6 protein-coding genes are annotated in these 16,954 nt (G+C 59.1%); 3 read left to right on the forward strand and 3 right to left on the reverse strand.

The features are described from left to right. Positions 1–17: 17 nt before the first annotated feature. The 3 genes from SJY10_RS00300 to SJY10_RS00310 are packed head-to-tail and all read right to left on the reverse strand — an operon-like array spanning position 18 to position 3,534. Positions 18–1,277, reverse strand: coding sequence for a glycosyltransferase (locus tag SJY10_RS00300; RefSeq protein ID WP_386679034.1), 1,260 nt, complete (start codon positions 1,275–1,277; stop codon positions 18–20). Beyond that, a complete protein-coding gene (locus SJY10_RS00305) occupies positions 1,274–2,203 on the reverse strand; it encodes a glycosyltransferase family 2 protein (protein WP_386679035.1) in 930 nt (309 codons plus the stop codon). Before SJY10_RS00305 ends, SJY10_RS00300 begins: the two co-directional genes overlap by 4 nt. Beyond that, the gene (locus tag SJY10_RS00310; protein ID WP_386679036.1) at positions 2,200–3,534 is read right to left on the reverse strand and encodes a hypothetical protein; all 1,335 of its coding nucleotides are present in this window, start codon (positions 3,532–3,534) and stop codon (positions 2,200–2,202) included. The genes SJY10_RS00305 and SJY10_RS00310 overlap by 4 nt, the downstream gene beginning before the upstream one ends. Before the next feature lie 550 nt (positions 3,535–4,084). Here SJY10_RS00310 and SJY10_RS00315 point away from each other — a divergent pair. From SJY10_RS00315 to SJY10_RS00325, 3 genes are read left to right on the forward strand one after another with little or no spacing between them, the layout of a single operon-like run. After that, complete coding sequence (locus tag SJY10_RS00315) at positions 4,085–6,076, forward strand: non-ribosomal peptide synthetase (RefSeq protein ID WP_386679037.1); 1,992 nt, start codon at positions 4,085–4,087, stop codon at positions 6,074–6,076. Next, a complete protein-coding gene (locus tag SJY10_RS00320; RefSeq protein ID WP_386679038.1) occupies positions 6,076–13,947 on the forward strand; it encodes an amino acid adenylation domain-containing protein in 7,872 nt (2,623 codons plus the stop codon). The genes SJY10_RS00315 and SJY10_RS00320 overlap by 1 nt, the downstream gene beginning before the upstream one ends. Further along, positions 13,944–16,778 carry a condensation domain-containing protein gene (locus tag SJY10_RS00325; protein WP_386679039.1) on the forward strand — a complete coding sequence of 945 codons (2,835 nt, stop codon included), beginning with the start codon at positions 13,944–13,946 and terminating at the stop codon, positions 16,776–16,778. The genes SJY10_RS00320 and SJY10_RS00325 overlap by 4 nt, the downstream gene beginning before the upstream one ends. Positions 16,779–16,954 lie beyond the last annotated feature (176 nt).

Genomic DNA, 16,954 nt, shown 5'->3' on the forward strand with positions numbered 1-16,954 from the left:
TTTTAGGATTACGTCTTTTAAGCTGGCGCAAGGATATCGGATGACGCGACCTGCCGCGCTGCGGGCTGCAGGATCTGCCGGTACAGGACGAAGTGGCTGTCGATCCAACCGTCCATGCCGTGACCCAGCGCGGGACCCGCTGCCCGTGCCGCGCCTGCCAGCTGAGCAACCAGATTGTCGTCGCGTATGACCCTGCCCAGAACGCGCGTAAGGTCAGCCACGTTTCCAGCCTTAAACGGCAGGGCAAGCCCGGCCTGCGTCAATTCCCGCGCGGCCAGAATTGCATCCGATACAACAAGCGGAACACCGGTGGCTGCGGCCTCAAACGCCGCCAGGCAAAACGGTTCCGGACTTTGCGATCCGACGACGACGACACGGGCTTGCTGCAGATGCGCGGCAAGGGCCGTGCGATCTGTCCAGCCATGGTAACGGTGGCAAGCAAAGCGGCTTTGCAGGTCGGTCAGGTCTTCTCCGGCACCGTAGAAGTCAATACGAAGTCCCAAGGCTTGCCCGGCATTGGCAAGGTCATAGACGCCTTTCAGCCGCTGCACCTGACCGATATGGACGATCCCGCGCTGCCGTTCCGGCTGCTGCGCGCAGGGGCCAAAGGGTGATACAGGGTTGCGGATTGTCACCATCTGCCGCGGCTGGATGGCCCGGTGCAGGGCAGGGTGCATGTCAGGGTGAATTGCAACGAAGGTCGCGGCTTTTAGGTGCGGTGCAAGGCGGGTCGTCAGAACCGCTTGCCGGGCCACGCGCCATAGTTTGTGAACGTGGGCCCGCTTGTCGCAGCGTGTCATGACGCAGGACAACGAAAGCGGATCGCGGTTGCACACCTGCGCATGACTGTAATCAAGATAGGCCCCGTTCGGGCAGGCCAGAAAGTAGTCATGTGCATGAATGACAGTACGATGGGCCACGGGGGCCAAAGCATCAAAAATTGATGGCGACAGAATATTTGACCAGTTGTGCAGGTGATACAGTGTGCGCGGCGTATCGTGCTGCGTCATCCATGAGCGCATCTGCGCAGCGGTGCGCCGGTTGTATATCCCGTGTGCTGCGGCTGTGGCGGACGATTGATCCAGAAGCGATGCACCGCCAAAGGCGATCATGTCGGCCCCGATCGGCGCGGGTGAACCGCCTTCGTCTCCGACTATCGTCGTCACCGGTACACCGCGCCCTGCAAGCCCCTGCGCCAAGGCTCCCGCCAGATAGCCCGCGCCGCCTTGGTTCGAGGCGTAGTCGTTGATGATGACAATGCGATCAGGGTTGATCATTGATCTGGCCTTTCCAGATCCAATACGCGCAAAGGATGCACCGATCCGCGCAGCAAATCCGCGATTGCGGCAAAGTTACCGCGCAGGCGCCCGCGCCGGTCAATCCAAGGTTCCGGTCTGAGCGATTTGACAGCATTTGCCAGCATATTGCCACCGGCCAGTCGCAGCGCATGCCCGGGCTTCATGATCGCGCCGCGCACCAGGTAAAACGGATTTGCCACTTGCGAATAACCTAGCCTTATCCCGCTGGTACGCCCAGCTTTCGTGCCCAGATGCACGCCGCGCAGCGATGCTGCCTTGACGCAATGCCCAAAGGCAGCGACCCGCCGAGAGAAATCGACATCTTCAAGCCAGCCATAAAGCGGCAGATTTTCGTCAAAGCGCAGCGCGTTATCGCGAATAGGCGCCGCGCGAAAGGCCATGTTGCAGCCGTATGCGTTATTCACCTCGGTCAGATCGGCCGCAATCGAATGCGGGGCAGCAGCCAGAATACGACGTGCGGCATCATGCGTCAGGCCCGCGCCGCCAATTCCGTCGGCCTGAACATCACCTGTCGCGACCGCGATACGCGAAGCTTTGAAAAAAAGGCTTTCCAGATTTTGCAGGTAGTCAGGTGCCATGACGAAATCATCATCAAGGAACAGGATCACGTCGGTATCATCCAGATGATCGAGGATCAAATTTCTTTGCCGCGTCAGTCCTTTCGTGCCGAACAGCACCTTCACCGGAACACAACATTGCCGCACGGCTGTTTCGTCGATATCGCCGGGTCCTGTGGCGGAAACCAAAACCTTATCCGGCTGCCGCGTCTGCTGTGAAATGTTGTTCAGCGAATGACCCAAATCTTGGGGTCGCCCTAATGTTGCAATTGCCAGCGTAATGCGCAGGTCTCCCACTTGCGCCTTTGTGTTTTTTGATAGGGTCATCGGGCAAAACTCCAAGCAGGAAGGTGCGGCATCTTTGGCCGGGGCGCTATTGGAACGGTCACGGGACTACGCCGCGTCGCAACGGCCAGTGCTGCCAGAAAGACAAGCGGAACGCCGGGATCAGGGACCGTTGCAGACAGCATCAGGGATACCAAGGCAGCAACGGCAGCCAGGCGCGCGGCGGCAAGTGTGTCCTCTTGCCCGGGGATCGCCCGGCCGCCAAAAGCGAGACACAAGAAGGCACAAAATGCAGCTGTGCCGGGGATACCAACGCTGCCTAATAGCACGAAGAGCAGTCCATTGGACCGGAGCGAACCGGCCCCGACGCCAAGTCCCATGCTTTGCTGCAGTGCGTCCAACCCGCCCATCATCCAGGCCGACCGTTCCAGACCCGACGCACTTTGCGATTTGCTCAGGATCAGGTCATTGACGACCGATGCGATCAGCACCGGTGCATCAGTCATGGTCAAAGCCGACGCCAGAGCAAGCCCGCCTGCCGCCAACAAAATAGCGAACCCCAACAATACCCCGCGCGAGGTTTGCCTTGGCACCCGCACCTGGATCTGCACGATCAATATGCAAACCGTGACGGCGACTGCCAGAAGCCCTGTCGCCGATAGCGCAAGGCAGGCAAACAAACCGTTGCCTAGCGCTAAGATTATATCGCGCCGTCGACCCGTGCGCAGTGCGAGGCATGCGAAATAAGCGAAAAGCACGGCGCTAAAGGCCCCGAAGCTTGCGGATTCGGAAAACCCGCCAATGATGCGCGGAATACCTGCGACGGTTGCCTCGTTCATCAAGGAATAGCTGGCTGTCCGGATAAGCGCGAGAATGGTATCCAAAGCAGCCATATCCAACAGGCCAAGCCCAAGGTTGATCCCCGCGGCCCATGCGATGCACTGATCGCCAAAGGCCGCCCCGCGGCGGCTAAGCTGCTGTGCGGCGACAATAAAAAGACCGCATGCCAGAACGATGTAGAAGGTTTGCGAAATGTTCGAACTGCCCGGGGCCAGCCAGACTTTACCCCAAAGAAATGCAGTGCTGACGCGCACACCGCCTGCTGCACGTGACAGGGAAAACACCATGATTTCGCCGCTGAACAGGCGAACCAGGACGGTTGCAGAAAAGATCGCATAGGCCGCGAAAAAAATGAACGCGATGGCAGAGGGCTCTAGCCTGATCCTTTCGCCGCGCATCAGCTGGCCAAGCAACAACAAAAGTCCCGCACCCACAGCCGCAGCCGAAGCAACATTTACCGCAAGCAATGACAACCCCCCCAGCTTGGGAAGCCCGACAATGGCCAGCATTCCAAAGGGCATCATCATTGCCACAAGAATCATAAGGCGGTGGATGCCGCCCAAGGTGAATACAGCCAGCAAAAGAAAAAATATCGGTGTAAGAGGATAGATCTGAATGATCCTGCTCCCTCTATCAGTTGAAAAATAAGATAAATAAATTCGGTAATATAGAATAAGCGGGGTGTAGGAGTAGAGTGCAAAACAAAATTATAGATTCATATTTTGCAGATTATGACCTGCAAGGCAATTGAAATTTTGGTCGTGTCAATGGTCAAAATATTGTTTCTTGCAGATTATCGTCTGCTTCGGCATGTTTTTGCGATTCTCGTTGCGGATGGCAAGATCACGCTTTATTTTCTACCGTTGCCTGATGCGTGATCAAAAGTTAGGCATCGTTTTATGTCAGGAATATCCTTACATGTGGTGTGCAAATCATTGTTATTATTGCTAAAGCAATTTTAATTTATTATTTGGTAAGAAATTAACTAATGTTAAGGAATGGTTAACGGAAATCGGCTGAACTCTGCTTGCCGATTATTTATGGCATCAGATTCGGGATTTATCCGAATATTTGCATCGTTAGGTGCAGTCCTATTTTTTTGGGCGGAAAAGAATTTTTACAAATGCATTCAGCGAGCGGCTCATCCGTTCGAAGGGGGAAGCTTTGCCAACTCGAGCGAATTTTAAGAACGAAGATGATATTCATCAGAGCCCGGATCTTTTGGCCTCGATCTGCGACCTGTTTTTTGCGCAGGTTTCTAATCGAGGTCAAAAGATCTCCATTATTCAAGATGATCGCCGACTAAGCTATGCGGATTTATCCCGCCTTGCAGGAACTATTGCGCAAAGGCTGGACGCCTTTGGTGTTGTTCGGGGTGACCTCGTCGGAATCATGGCGGGGCGCAGTATCGAAACGGTAGCGGCGCAACTGGCGATTATGGCCCTGGGTGCTGCTTTTGTGCCGCTGGATCCGGCGATGCCGGACCAATACCGCAAAACGGTCGTGTCTGCCGTAAAGCCGAAAGCGATTGTTTGTCAGGCCGAGTTTCATAACATTGCCGCGGCCTTGTCGCAGCAGGCCTTGACGCTGCCGCATGAACCGGCGCCGGATGCCCCGGCCTTAGCAACTTTCCAAAATGATCCGGATCGGCGGGTTGGTGCGGATGATTGCGCCTATGTCATCTTTACCTCTGGCTCTACGGGTGACCCGAAGGGGGTGATGGTTCCGCACCGCGGAATATGCAGATTGGTTCAGGGGCAGGAATATGTGCCACTCGATTCAAAGCAGGTTGTGCTGAACCTTGCCTCTGTCGGTTTTGATGTCGTTCTAGGTGAGATCTATAGCGCCCTGCTGAATGGCGGCACGCTGGTCGTTGTGCCAGAGGCTGCACCGTCCTTGGACCGCATTGGCCGTATTATCGCCCGCGACGGCGTCACGACTGCTTATATCACGGCAGGTCTGTTCCATATCATTGCTGAACAGGATGCCGCCCTGCTGGCTCCGCTGGAAAGCGTTATTCCATGCGGTGACGTGTTATCCGCCGCACACGTCGCAATGGTGCGACGTGCTTTGCCCCATCTACGCATCATCAACGGCTACGGTCCGACAGAGGCCGCGGTTTTTACCTGCTTTCATACCATCCCGGACGACTGGGACGGGGGGCCGATCCCGATCGGCCTTGGCTTGAATTACGACCAGCGCTTTGTGCTAGATGAAAACCATCGCCCTGTTCCGCGCGGAGAGATGGGGCAGCTCGCCGTTGGCGGGATGGGTGTCGCCTTGGGATACTTTGGTCGCCCCGACCTAACCGATGCCGCTTTCGTCCATCTGGACCATGCCGGCGGTGTGCGTGTCTATCTGACCGGTGATCTGGTCAGAGAGCGGAGCGACGGCGTTTTCGAGTTTCACGGTCGCGCCGATCGGCAAATCAAGATCAACGGCCAACGCATCGAGCTTGATACGATTGAACATGCCTTGCGCAATGACCCTGCTGTCGACGATGCAGCAGCGGTTGCAATCCCGCGGGTGGGGGGCGGCAAAAAGGTCGTCGCCTTTGCCATCCCCGCAAAAGGAGAGCATGTTGCCGTGCAGGAAATTCTGCACCGCCTGCGTGAAGTTTTGCCCGCCGCTGCCATTCCATCCCGTTTGATCCTGCAACCTGCTTTTCCACTGTCCCGTTCGGGCAAGGTCGACCGCAAGCAGTTGGCGCAGGGTCTGTCAGAGGTTCAGACGCCGGCCCCGCCCGGCCCTCCTGTCCCAATCACGTTGGCCGGTACGATCCGCAGCGTGTGGGCCGGCGTTCTGAACACAGCAATCTCCGACGACGATCTGACCTTTTTTGACCATGGCGGAACGTCCCTCCAATTGATCGAGGCGCATGCCCTTTTGCAGGACCGTATCGGGCGCAGGTTTGATATCGCTTTGATGTTTCAGGCACCGCGTGTCCGCGCGCTGGTGCGATTGCTGGAAGGGCCATCACCGTCGCCAGCCGAAACACTGGCCTATGCTGTCGATCCAATCGCTGCACGGCGGGCTGAAATGGCCCGCGCCCGCAACCGGCAAAGGACCCAGTGATGAAGGATTCAATCGCCGCCCAACCAGAGCCCGGAATGTTCGCGATTGTCGGTATGGCAGCGCGTGTGCCCGGGGTGTCGTCGATAGAGGCTTACTGGAAGGCTGTCTGCGATGGCCGTGATCTGATCCAACGCCATGATGCGGGCATTTTGGCCGATAACTTTACCGACGCGGAACGGGCGAAAGGCAACTATGTGCCAGTGCGCCCTGCGCTGGATGATGTGGACATGTTCGATGCCGCATTCTTTAACATGCTACCGAGAGAGGCAGCTTTGCTGGATCCGCAATTTCGGGTCTTTCTGGAAACATGCTGGCAAGGGATGGAGGATGCGGGCTACGATCCGGGCCGCACACCGGGGCCGGTCGGTGTGTTCGGCGGCGCGTCGATGTCCACCTATTTTCTGAACAACGTGCTGACTGATCGCGCAACGATCGAAGAATTCGTCTCTACCTATCAGCTTGGCGACTATCAGCAATTCATGGGGGCCATGGGCGACACCCTGGCGACACGTGTGGCTTTTCGGATGGGGCTCACCGGCCCTGCGATGACGGTCTCGACCGCATGTTCGACTTCGCTTGTTGCTGTGGCGCAGGCCTGCCAAAGCCTTGATGCGTTTCACTGTGACATGGCGCTTGCGGGCGGTGTGTCGATCACATTTCCCCAAGAACGCGGATATTTGTATCAAGAGGGCGGGATGGTGTCGCATGACGGGCACTGTCGCCCGTTCGACGCTGCGGCAACCGGCACTGTCTTTGGCCATGGCGCGGGCGTTGTCGCGCTGCGGCGACTGGAAGATGCGCTTGCCGACAAAGACCGGATTTATGCGGTCATTCGCGGCAGTGCGTTGAATAATGACGGAAACGACAAAATCGCGTTCACGGCACCCAGCGTCACTGGTCAGGCCATGGTTATCGCGATGGCCCAAGGGATTGCCGGCGTCGATCCGGATTCAATCGGCTATGTCGAATGTCACGGCACGGGCACACCTCTTGGTGATCCGATTGAGTTCGAAGGCTTGAAGCAGGCCTTTGCGGGTGTTGAACAGGGACGGGTCGCGCTGGGGTCCAGCAAGGCGAATATCGGCCACTGCGACGCGGCGGCCGGCGTTCTGGGGTTGATCAAGACAACATTAATGCTGCGTGACCGGGTCATTCCACCGCTGGCAAATTATACGGCGCCGAACCCGCGGATCAATCTTGCAACCAGTCCTTTCCGCATCCCGCAAGTCGTGACCCCTTGGGTCGAGTCCGGACCGCTGCGCGCCGGTATCTCGTCGATGGGCGTGGGCGGCACCAATGCGCACCTTGTGCTGGAAGAAGCACCAGTGCCAGTACCAAGCCCCGAGGGCGGTCTGCATGTCATCCCCGTTTCTGCCCGCACGCAGACGGCGCTGGCTGCGCAGGCACTTGCATTGGCCGACGCACTGGACGCGCCTGATGCACCGCCTTTGGCCGATGTCGCGTTGACATTGCAGGATGGTCGCCGCGCATTTGACCTGCGCAGTCATGTGATCGCCACGACAAAGGCAGAGGCCGCCGCAGCATTGCGTGCACCGATGCGCGCGGTGAAGGCCGCGAAGGATACGCCGCCGGTTGCATTTATGTTTCCGGGGCAAGGGGCGCAATATCCCGGCATGGCAAAGGGTCTTTATGCAGACGAACCCGGCTTCGCCAAGATCATTGATACCGGCAGCGAGGCATTGCGCCCCGCGCTAGGCCTTGATCTGGCAGATCTTCTGTATCGTAGCGACGACGCAAAAGCTGCCGCGCGGGTATTGCGCGATACCGCCATTACGCAGCCTGCACTGTATCTGATCGAATATGCGACAGCCCGGCTGTGGCAGGACCGTGGCGTCACGCCGGCTGCTATGATCGGACATTCGGTCGGCGAATTTGCAGCCGCGACGCTGGCCGGTGTCATGACCTTCGAGGCCGGATTGTCCTTGATCGCAGCCCGCGGCCGTCTGATGCAGGACCAATTGCCGGGCGCGATGTTATCCGTGCGGGCAGGGGCAGATGTCGTCGCAGACCTGTTGCCGCACGACATTGATATTGCCGCACGCAACGCACCTCTTATGACGGTTGTTGCAGGTCCGCAGGATGCGATTGCCGCATTTGCGGCGCGCCTTGGCGCGCAGGATATCGCCTGCCGCGAGTTGCACACATCACACGCATTCCATTCTGCCATGATGGACCCGGTAGCGTCTGCGCTACAAAAAGAGGCTGCCTCGCATAGCTTTGCGCCGCCGTGCATTGCTTATGTCTCCTGCGTAACGGGCACCTGGATCACCGACGATCAGGCCACCGATCCTGCCTATTGGGCGCAGCACTGCCGCGCTGCCGTCAATTTTGATGCGGGCGTGCGAACACTCTGCGCCAGTGATCAGCCCCCCGCATTGATAGAGGTCGGCCCCGGCCGCACCCTAAGCGCGTTTGCCGCGCAGGCGGTGGCAAAGACTGACCGTGCAGTAATTATCCAGTCGCTGCCGGATCACGACAACCCTGCAGGCGATATAGAACAGATGGCAAACGCGGCTGGCACGCTGTGGTCGGCGGGGGGTGCTATCGATTGGGCTGCCCATCGCCGTGTGGCGGGGCGGCGAACAAGCCTGCCCGGCTATCCGTTTGAAAAAGCCCGCCACTGGATCGATGCGCCCGTCCCGCAGGCCCGCCAACACGCACAGGTTGCCGCTATCCCTGCTACTTCCATGCAAACAAAGGCTATACAGCCCGAGGAACCGACCATGACCACCGTTTCCCGCACAGACACCTTGACCGATCAAGTCCTGTCCATTCTGTCTGATCTGTCCGGCGACAGCTTTACCGTAGCCGATGCCAATTGCACATTTCTGGAACTGGGTTTTGACTCGCTGTTGCTTGGTCAGGTGACCCAGCGGCTTGCGCGGACATTTGATGTGACGCTGACCTTTCGGCAGTTGATGGGCGCTTTTCCCAGCGTTGCCGTTCTGGTGGCCCACCTGGACGACGTGCTGCCGGCCGACGCCTTTGCCGCAACTGCGCCTGAGCCTGTGCCTTTGCCCGGTCCTGCACAACCGGCCAGTACGACCCCGCCGCATTCCGCCCCGTCCGCCTTGCCGATATCAGGCGATGTGGCTGGACTGATGCAGGCGCAGACGCAAGCGATGCTATCGCTGTTTGACACGCAACTGCGGGCATTCAACCGCGCAGCGCCCGCGGCGGCGCAGGTCACTGCCGAACCCGCCACCCCTGCCGTTCAAACCAAGGGGCGCCCTGCGATTGCAGCCGCGCCCGACACATCCGATACGCGCCATGATCTGAACCGCCGTTCGGCCCAGCTTGCCGATTTCACGCCAGCACAAACAGCATTTATCGCGGGTCTTTGCGATGACTACAGCGCAAAATTTCCTGCGTCCAAATCCCGCACGCAGGATTACCGCCGGCTTCTGGCCGATCCGCGCACCGCGGCGGGCTTTCGCCCCGAATGGAAAGAGCTGGTTTTTCCCGTGGTCGCCGAAACTGCAAAGGGCGCATACCTGACAGATACGGACGGCAATACCTTTGTTGATCTGGTTAACGGCTTTGGTCAGACTGCGTTTGGCCATTCGCCGGATTTTGTAACAAAGGCTGTCAGCGAACAGATGGCCAAGGGGTTTCCCATTGGCCCGCAAACGCCGCTGGCCCACGAAGTTGCGAAGAAATTCCTTACCATTACGGGGCACGACCGCGCCACCTTTTGCAACACCGGATCAGAGGCGGTGATGGCCGCCATGCGTTTGGCCCGCGCTGTCACGGGGCGCGAAACCATCGTCACCTTCAAGGGTGACTACCACGGTCAATTCGACGAGGTGCTGATCAAAGGCCGCGCATCGGGTGATCCTACGGCCTTGCCCGCTGTTTCAGGTGTGCCGTCCTCTTCGGTCGCAAATATGGTCGTGCTGACCTATGGCACACAGGACACGCTGAACTGGATTGCAGACAACGCAGAGGACATCGCCGCAGTTCTGGTTGAACCTGTTCAAAGCCGCAGACCTGACCACCGCCCCCGTGCGTTCTGCGAAGAAATCCGCCGCATCACGGCCGCAAGCGGCACTGCGATGATCATGGACGAGATCGTCACCGGTTTTCGGGTCGCGCCCGGCGGGATGCAGCAGTTGTGGAACATCGCGCCGGATATGGCGACCTACGGCAAGGTTGTCGGAGGCGGGATGCCCATTGGTGTTTTGGCCGGCACGAAACGGTTTCTTGACGCGCTTGATGGCGGGTTCTGGGCCTTCGGTGACGACAGCGCGCCAGAGGTGCCGCCGACGTTCTTTGCCGGAACCTTTGTGCGCCATCCGCTGGTGCTTGCTGCGGTGTCAGCAGTGCTTGACCATGTCATGGGTGCGGGCGCTGCCCTTTATGACCGGATTGCCCCACAGACCGAGGCGCTGCGCGACCGGATGAATGCCGCCCTTGAAGCACGAGGTTTGCCGCCTGCGATAACCGGTTTTTCCAGCTGGATGATTGTCAATTTGTCATCGCTTGATCCGCGTGCGGCACTGATCCACCCGATGATGCGACTGGGCGGCGTGCATGTGCATGACGGCTACCCGTGGTTTTTTACCACCGCCCATGCCGAAGCCGATTTTAACCGTGTGGAAAAAGTCTTTTGCGACGCGCTTGATCAGCTGCAGGCTGTTGGCATCCTGACGGGCGACAAGACAGATAATGATCCGAAGGGAACGCAACCGGCGGTCAAAACCGATGCCGATACGATGCCTTTGACCGCCCCGCAGTCAGAAGTCTGGATGTCTGCCCAGATGGGCGAGGCCGCCTCTGGCGTATTCACCGAAAGCGCAAGCCTCCGGCTTCAGGGCCGTTTAAACGCGAAGGCGTTGCAGGACGCGTTGAATAGTGTGATCGCACGGCACGATGCATTGCGTTTGTCTTTCGATGCGTCAGGTCAGGAAGCAAGGGTTATGCCTGAACTGGTTCTGACGCTGGACCCTGTTGATGTGGACCAGTCGCGGCTGGACCAGATGATTGCAGAGGATGCCGCGCGCCCTTTCAATCTGACGGATGATCCTTTGGTGCGTGCGACACTTGCGCGTTTGGCACCGGATGATCACACCCTGCTTTTGACCATGCATCACATCGTCTGTGACGGCTGGTCAAGCTATCTGGTAATCGAAGAACTGGCATCGCTTTACAATGCGGCCGTTGATGGACGCCCTGCCGAACTGCCACCGCCTACCAGCTTTGCAGCCTATGCGCGCAGCCACGGCAAGGATGCCCCGGGTGCTGCCACCGAGGCGTTTTGGAAAGCGGCGTTTCCAAAAGCCCCCGATCTTCCTGAACTTCCGCTTGACACCCGCCGGGGCGGGCAGCGCGACTTTGCCGGGGCGACCCATGTTCACCTGATTGACGCTGACCTTGCCAAAACGATTAAGCGTGCCGCAGGACGCGAGGGTGTGACCCTGTTCGGCGCACTTGCCGGATCGCTTGCGGCGCTGCTCTCTCGCCTTAGCGGGTCGGATGATATTACGCTGGCGGTGCCAACGGCGGGGCAAACCCTGCTGCCGGATGATCGCCTTGTCGGGCATTGCGTCAACCTTCTACCGATCCGCCTGAAGGTTGCGGGGGACGCGGAAACAACGCTGGCAGACCACCTGAAGGCCGTATCGACCGGTGTGCTGGACTGTTTCGACCACGGGGATACAACCTACGGATCCATCGTGCATAATCTGGCTAGTCGCGGCGATCTTGCGCGCCAGCCTTTGACAGAAGTGCAATTCAACCTTGATCAGCAGCCAGACGATTTCGGATTTGACGGGATTAAGGCCACGCTTTCGTCCAACCCGCGCGCCTATACCAATTTTGATCTGATCTTTAACGTCACCGAAAGCAGTCAGGGGCTGCGGATTGATCTGACTTATGCCACCGATGTTCTGCGCGCCGAAACCGTGGCCCGCTGGTGCGCCCACTATCAAAGCATCCTGGAAACTGTTGCCCGCGATATGCAGACATCGTTGCAGGCGGTACCACTTATCGGCCCGGCAGAGGCCACCGCATTGGCTGCGATGAATAACGACACCGCCCGTGTAGCACCAAAGCATGATCGCCTTGAACAGATGATTGCCGCGCAGACGACGGCAACGCCTGATGCCATCGCAGTCGAGGATGCAAACGGGCCGCGTAGCTATGCCACGCTGGCGGCGCAAAGCGACCGCCTTGCCGCGGAAATACGCCGCCGAATTCCGCAGCCCGGCCAAAGGGTCGCTGTGATGGTCGAACGCTCTGCCGATATGTTGGTCGCGCTTCTGGCAGTGCTGAAGGCGGGGCATGCCTATGTGCCACTTGATCCGCATCATCCGACCGCCCGCCACCGCGCGACGCTGACAGCTGCAAGCGTGGCCGGTCTGGTCTATGATGGCGATGTGACCGATGCGATCAGCGGTCTGGACCTTGCGGCGATACGCGCCAGCGCCAACTATCCCGATGCGACGCTTGACCAGTTGCATCAAGGCGGCGCTGCATCGGATGCGGCCTATGTGATTTTCACCTCCGGCTCGACCGGTACCCCGAAGGGGGTCGAGGTGTCGCACGGTGCATTGTTAAATTTCCTGACTTCGATGGCCGAACGCCCCGGTCTGTCGGCAAGCGATGCAATCTTATCCGTCACAACGGTCAGTTTCGATATCGCTGGGTTGGAACTGTTTTTGCCGCTGACCATCGGTGCCAAGACAGTCATCGCAACAGATACAGACGTGCGTGAAGCATTTCCGTTGGTTGATCGTCTGGCCAAGGGCGATATCACAGTGCTGCAAGCGACGCCGACCCTTTGGCAGATGCTGCTGGAAGCGGGGCTGAAACCGACCCCGGTGCTCAAAATCCTGACCGGAGGAGAGCCGTTGCCACGGGATCTGGCTGAACGACTGGTGTCCTTTGGCGGCGAAGTCTGGAATATGTATGGGCCGACTGAAACGACGATCTGGTCGTCCTGTAGTCGGGTGACAGACGGCAATGTCATGATCGGGAATCCCATCGCAAATACCGTGCTGCACGTCATGGACGATGCGGGGAACCTGGTGCCCCCCGGCGTGACAGGAGAGTTGAACATCGGCGGCGCAGGGCTTGCTATCGGGTATCTGCACCGGCCCGATCTGACCGACGCCGCCTATCGCAGCGTTGATGTGCCCGGCGCGGGACCCACGCGGCTTTACCGGACAGGTGATCTGGCCCAGCGGCGACACGATGGCACGATCCGTCTGCTGGGACGGCGTGACGGGCAGATCAAATTGCGCGGCTTCCGGATCGAACTAAGCGAGATCGAAGCAGCTATGCGCAGCGTCGCGGGGATCCGCGCGGCCGCCGTAGATTTGCGCGACGGGCCGACCGGGCCGTTGCTGGCCGGTTTTTATGTGGCAGACAAGACTGCGCCGCCTGTCGTCGACATCACCGCCGCCCTGACAGCCAGATTGCCTGCCTATATGGTGCCCCAGCGCCTGCAGGCGATTGACGCACTGCCCGAAACCGGCAACGGCAAACTGGATCGCCGTGCCTTGCCCCCGCTTGATACCGCCAAACCTGCCCCCGCATGTCGCCAGGTAAAGGCGCCTGAAACCGATCTGGAACGGGACCTTGTCACAATATGGCAGGACGTGCTGGGACTAGACGATTTAAGCACTGATGACAGTCTGTTTGATTTGGGCGTCGACTCTCTTGGCATCTTTCGCATCGCAGCGCGTATGCTGGACCGCGATCTGGGGCTGGAGGCACGCCATCTGATGCAGGCACCAACCATTGCCGGCGCTGCCGCCTTAATGAAATCACGAGAGGCGATGCCAAAGGCACCCTCGTTGAAGGATTTCCGCAACGGTGCACGGCGCAGCATGGGGGTGACAGTATGACCGCTCCGCGTGACACCTTGTCCCTCGCCGCACCTGTGCCAGAGGCTGCCCCGCTTCGCTTTCCCTGTAGCGCGACACAGGAACGGTTCTGGTTTCTGGACCAGATGAACCCCGGCGATCCGGCTTTGAATGTCGCCTTTCGCTGGAATATCAACGGAACCTTTAATGCCACTACTATTGAAGCTGCGTTTCAGGCGGTTATTGCCCGCCACGAGGCGCTACGAACGCGGTTCGTCGCGGATCAGGGGCACCCCTTGCAAGAGGTCGTGGAACAGGTCCGCTTTAAGATGTCGGATATCGACATCCGCAACACGCCTGCAGCACAGCAACCGGACCGCATCGACCAGATCGCACGCGAAAGCGCATTACAATCATTTGATCTGACAGAGCCCTGCCAATTGCGCGTTGTGCTGATTCGCCTTGGCAATGATCACGCCGTTCTGGCGATCACTGTGCACCATATCTGCTTTGACGGCTGGTCCATCGGTGTACTGGGGCGCGAGGTCGGCACCTATGCCGCAGCTTTGGATGCGGGAAAGACAGCAAAGCTGGACGATCTGGCCCTGCAATTTGGCGATTTCGCCTTATGGCAGGCCGCGTTTTTGGAAAGCGAGGCCTATGCCGCCGATCTGCACGCGGTCTGCGATCAACTGCATGGCGCACCCTATTTCGAGCTGCAGCCGGATTTTCCGCGGCCACTTCAACGCAGCACGGCATGCGGCGTGATTGCCGCCGATCTGTCGTCTGATTGGGGCAAAAGGCTTGAAATCGAGGCGCGCAAGCGGGGCATGTCGACCTTTGCCTATGGTGCCGGCGTGCTGAGTGCCCTGCTAGGGCGCTGCGCCGATGCACCAGAAGTGCTGCTCGGATCGCAGGTCGCCGGTCGGAGCGAAATCGAGCTGGAGCCGCTGATCGGCGTGTTTATCAATACCGTCGTCCTACGTTTGGCAACGGACGAAAAGACAGCCTTGGGTGAACATCTGGACCGGGCCCGCAGCGCGGTCACCGATGCGCTGATCGGACAGACAGTGCCATTCAACAAGCTAGTCGAAACGCTCAATCCCGCCCGTGATGCATCGCGCACGCCTTTGGTGTCAGTGAACTATCTGCTTCAGCACGTTTTCATGGAAACGGCGCAATACGGCGGATTCACATTGTCCAGCGCACCATCAAACGCCCCCGGGGCACTGCATGACCTAAATTTCTCGCTGATTGGCCGCAAGAGTGGCTGGCGCATGACGCTGGAATATAACGCGGACATGTTCGACGCAGCCACCGCGCAAGAGCTGGTTGACCTGTGGCAAAGCTGTTTTGCGCTGGCTTTTGACAATCCCGAATGTCTGCTGTCGGATCTGCCGCATTTGTCAAAGGGGCCGCAGACGCGAACTGATGATGCCCTGCAACTTTCACGGATCGAGGCTGCCTTGCAGTCCCATGAATGTGTCGGTGCTGCCGCTGTCGTGCCCTATGCTGCACAGGACGGCCGCCGGGCGCGCCATGCTTTTGTCACCCTAGCGCCCGATGCGTCGCTGATGCCGCTAGAGGTGCTGCCGGGCCAGCTTCATGCGCATCTGGGGGCCGGGCTGGCTGTCGACGGGATCAGTGTTTTGCAATCCTTGCCCCGGGATGCCGGCGGGCGGGTGATCAAGGCGCAGCTGCCTTTGGCCGCCGCCCTGCGGGCCGCGCCAATAGCCCCGTTACAGGCAGAGGCCGCGCCGGGCGACAATACCGCCGATATTGCTGCACGGCTGGTCCCGATTTGGGCCGATGTGCTGGGGATTAAAGATGTGCCGCAGACGACCAGTTTTTTTGACCTTGGCGGTCATTCATTGCTGATCGTCCGCCTTCTGGCGCGTATCGAGGCAGAGTTTGGTCATCGCATGACCCTGGCCGAGGTGTTCCAGAACCCGACGCTGCGTGCATTGGCGCGCCATCTGGCAAAAGGGCAAAAGCCGGCGTCCCGCCTTGCCGCAGATCGGGATTGGCGCGTCGTCACATTGCAAGAAGACGGTGACGGAATTCCGCTCGTCGCAATCAACAACGCAAACATCACCTATGCGCTGGCCGATAGCATGAGCATGCCGCGTCCGGCCATGTCGCTGCGCATCTATGACAAGGCGCAGGGGCACAAGCTGGAGCCGCTTGCGTTCGAACAGATTGCAACCCGTTTTGTCGAAGCCTTGCAAGCCGGCCAGCCGCATGGTCCCTACGCGCTGTTCGGCATCTGCGTACACGGGAACCTTGCGATCGAAGTCGCGCGCCAGCTAAAGGCGAAAGGCGAAGAAGTGGCCGCGGTCGTTATGAAGGACGTCTGGGCCCCGCACTACGCCCGCGATGTGGATGCAAAATGGTCGACCCGCTGGCGTAACCGTTTGCATTTTCTCAAAGTGCGGATGCACCGCGTTGCGCAGGGCACAATGTCGGTGCCAGCGTTCCTTGGGACCTTTCGCCTTATTCGGGCGACAGGGCTTTTGGATGCGGCAGTGCGTTTCGGCCTGATGGAACGCGTGCGTTACACCGACCTGAAGGCAGAGCAGGAAGCCTTTATCGCCTACCTGACCGACGCGCGCGATGTGCACGAACCAATGCCCTATGACGGGCGCGTGCTGCACATTGTTACGAATGATTCACCGCGTGGCAGGGGGTTTGATACGACGATGGGTTGGGGTGACCTGATCACCGGGCCGATGGAAACCGTCTATTTGCCTGATGTGTCAGCCGATCAGGGACGCACATGCGGGATTGCTCAGGCTGCGGGAAAAATTGAAGACATGCTTCAAGGTTTCGACGGTGCGGTGCCCGGCAAAAAGGGTCAGGTCAATGACCAGTAAATTACCGCAGACCAAACAAGGATACAGCAAAGCACCGTTGCCAGTCGCAGCGCGAAACCTCGCCGGGATGTCCATCCCGCCAAGGCAACCTGCTGCTTGGTGTCCGGTACCGCGGCCGTGTGGCGATTTGGCTGGTGCACGCAGGGTGCCTCCTGAGGGTTGCGGAACGATCTACG

The sequence above is a fragment of the Loktanella sp. R86503 genome (assembly GCF_042466455.1).
Classification (GTDB): domain Bacteria; phylum Pseudomonadota; class Alphaproteobacteria; order Rhodobacterales; family Rhodobacteraceae; genus Loktanella.

What these genes read in the sequence shown, in the direction of transcription:
- SJY10_RS00305 (WP_386679035.1), bottom strand. Translation starts at nt 2,203, where the DNA reads ATGACCCTATCAAAAAACACAAAGGCGCAAGTGGGAGACCTGCGCATT.
- SJY10_RS00325 (WP_386679039.1), top strand. Translation starts at nt 13,944, where the DNA reads ATGACCGCTCCGCGTGACACCTTGTCCCTCGCCGCACCTGTGCCAGAG.
- SJY10_RS00320 (WP_386679038.1), top strand. Translation starts at nt 6,076, where the DNA reads ATGAAGGATTCAATCGCCGCCCAACCAGAGCCCGGAATGTTCGCGATT.
- SJY10_RS00300 (WP_386679034.1), bottom strand. Translation starts at nt 1,277, where the DNA reads ATGATCAACCCTGATCGCATTGTCATCATCAACGACTACGCCTCGAAC.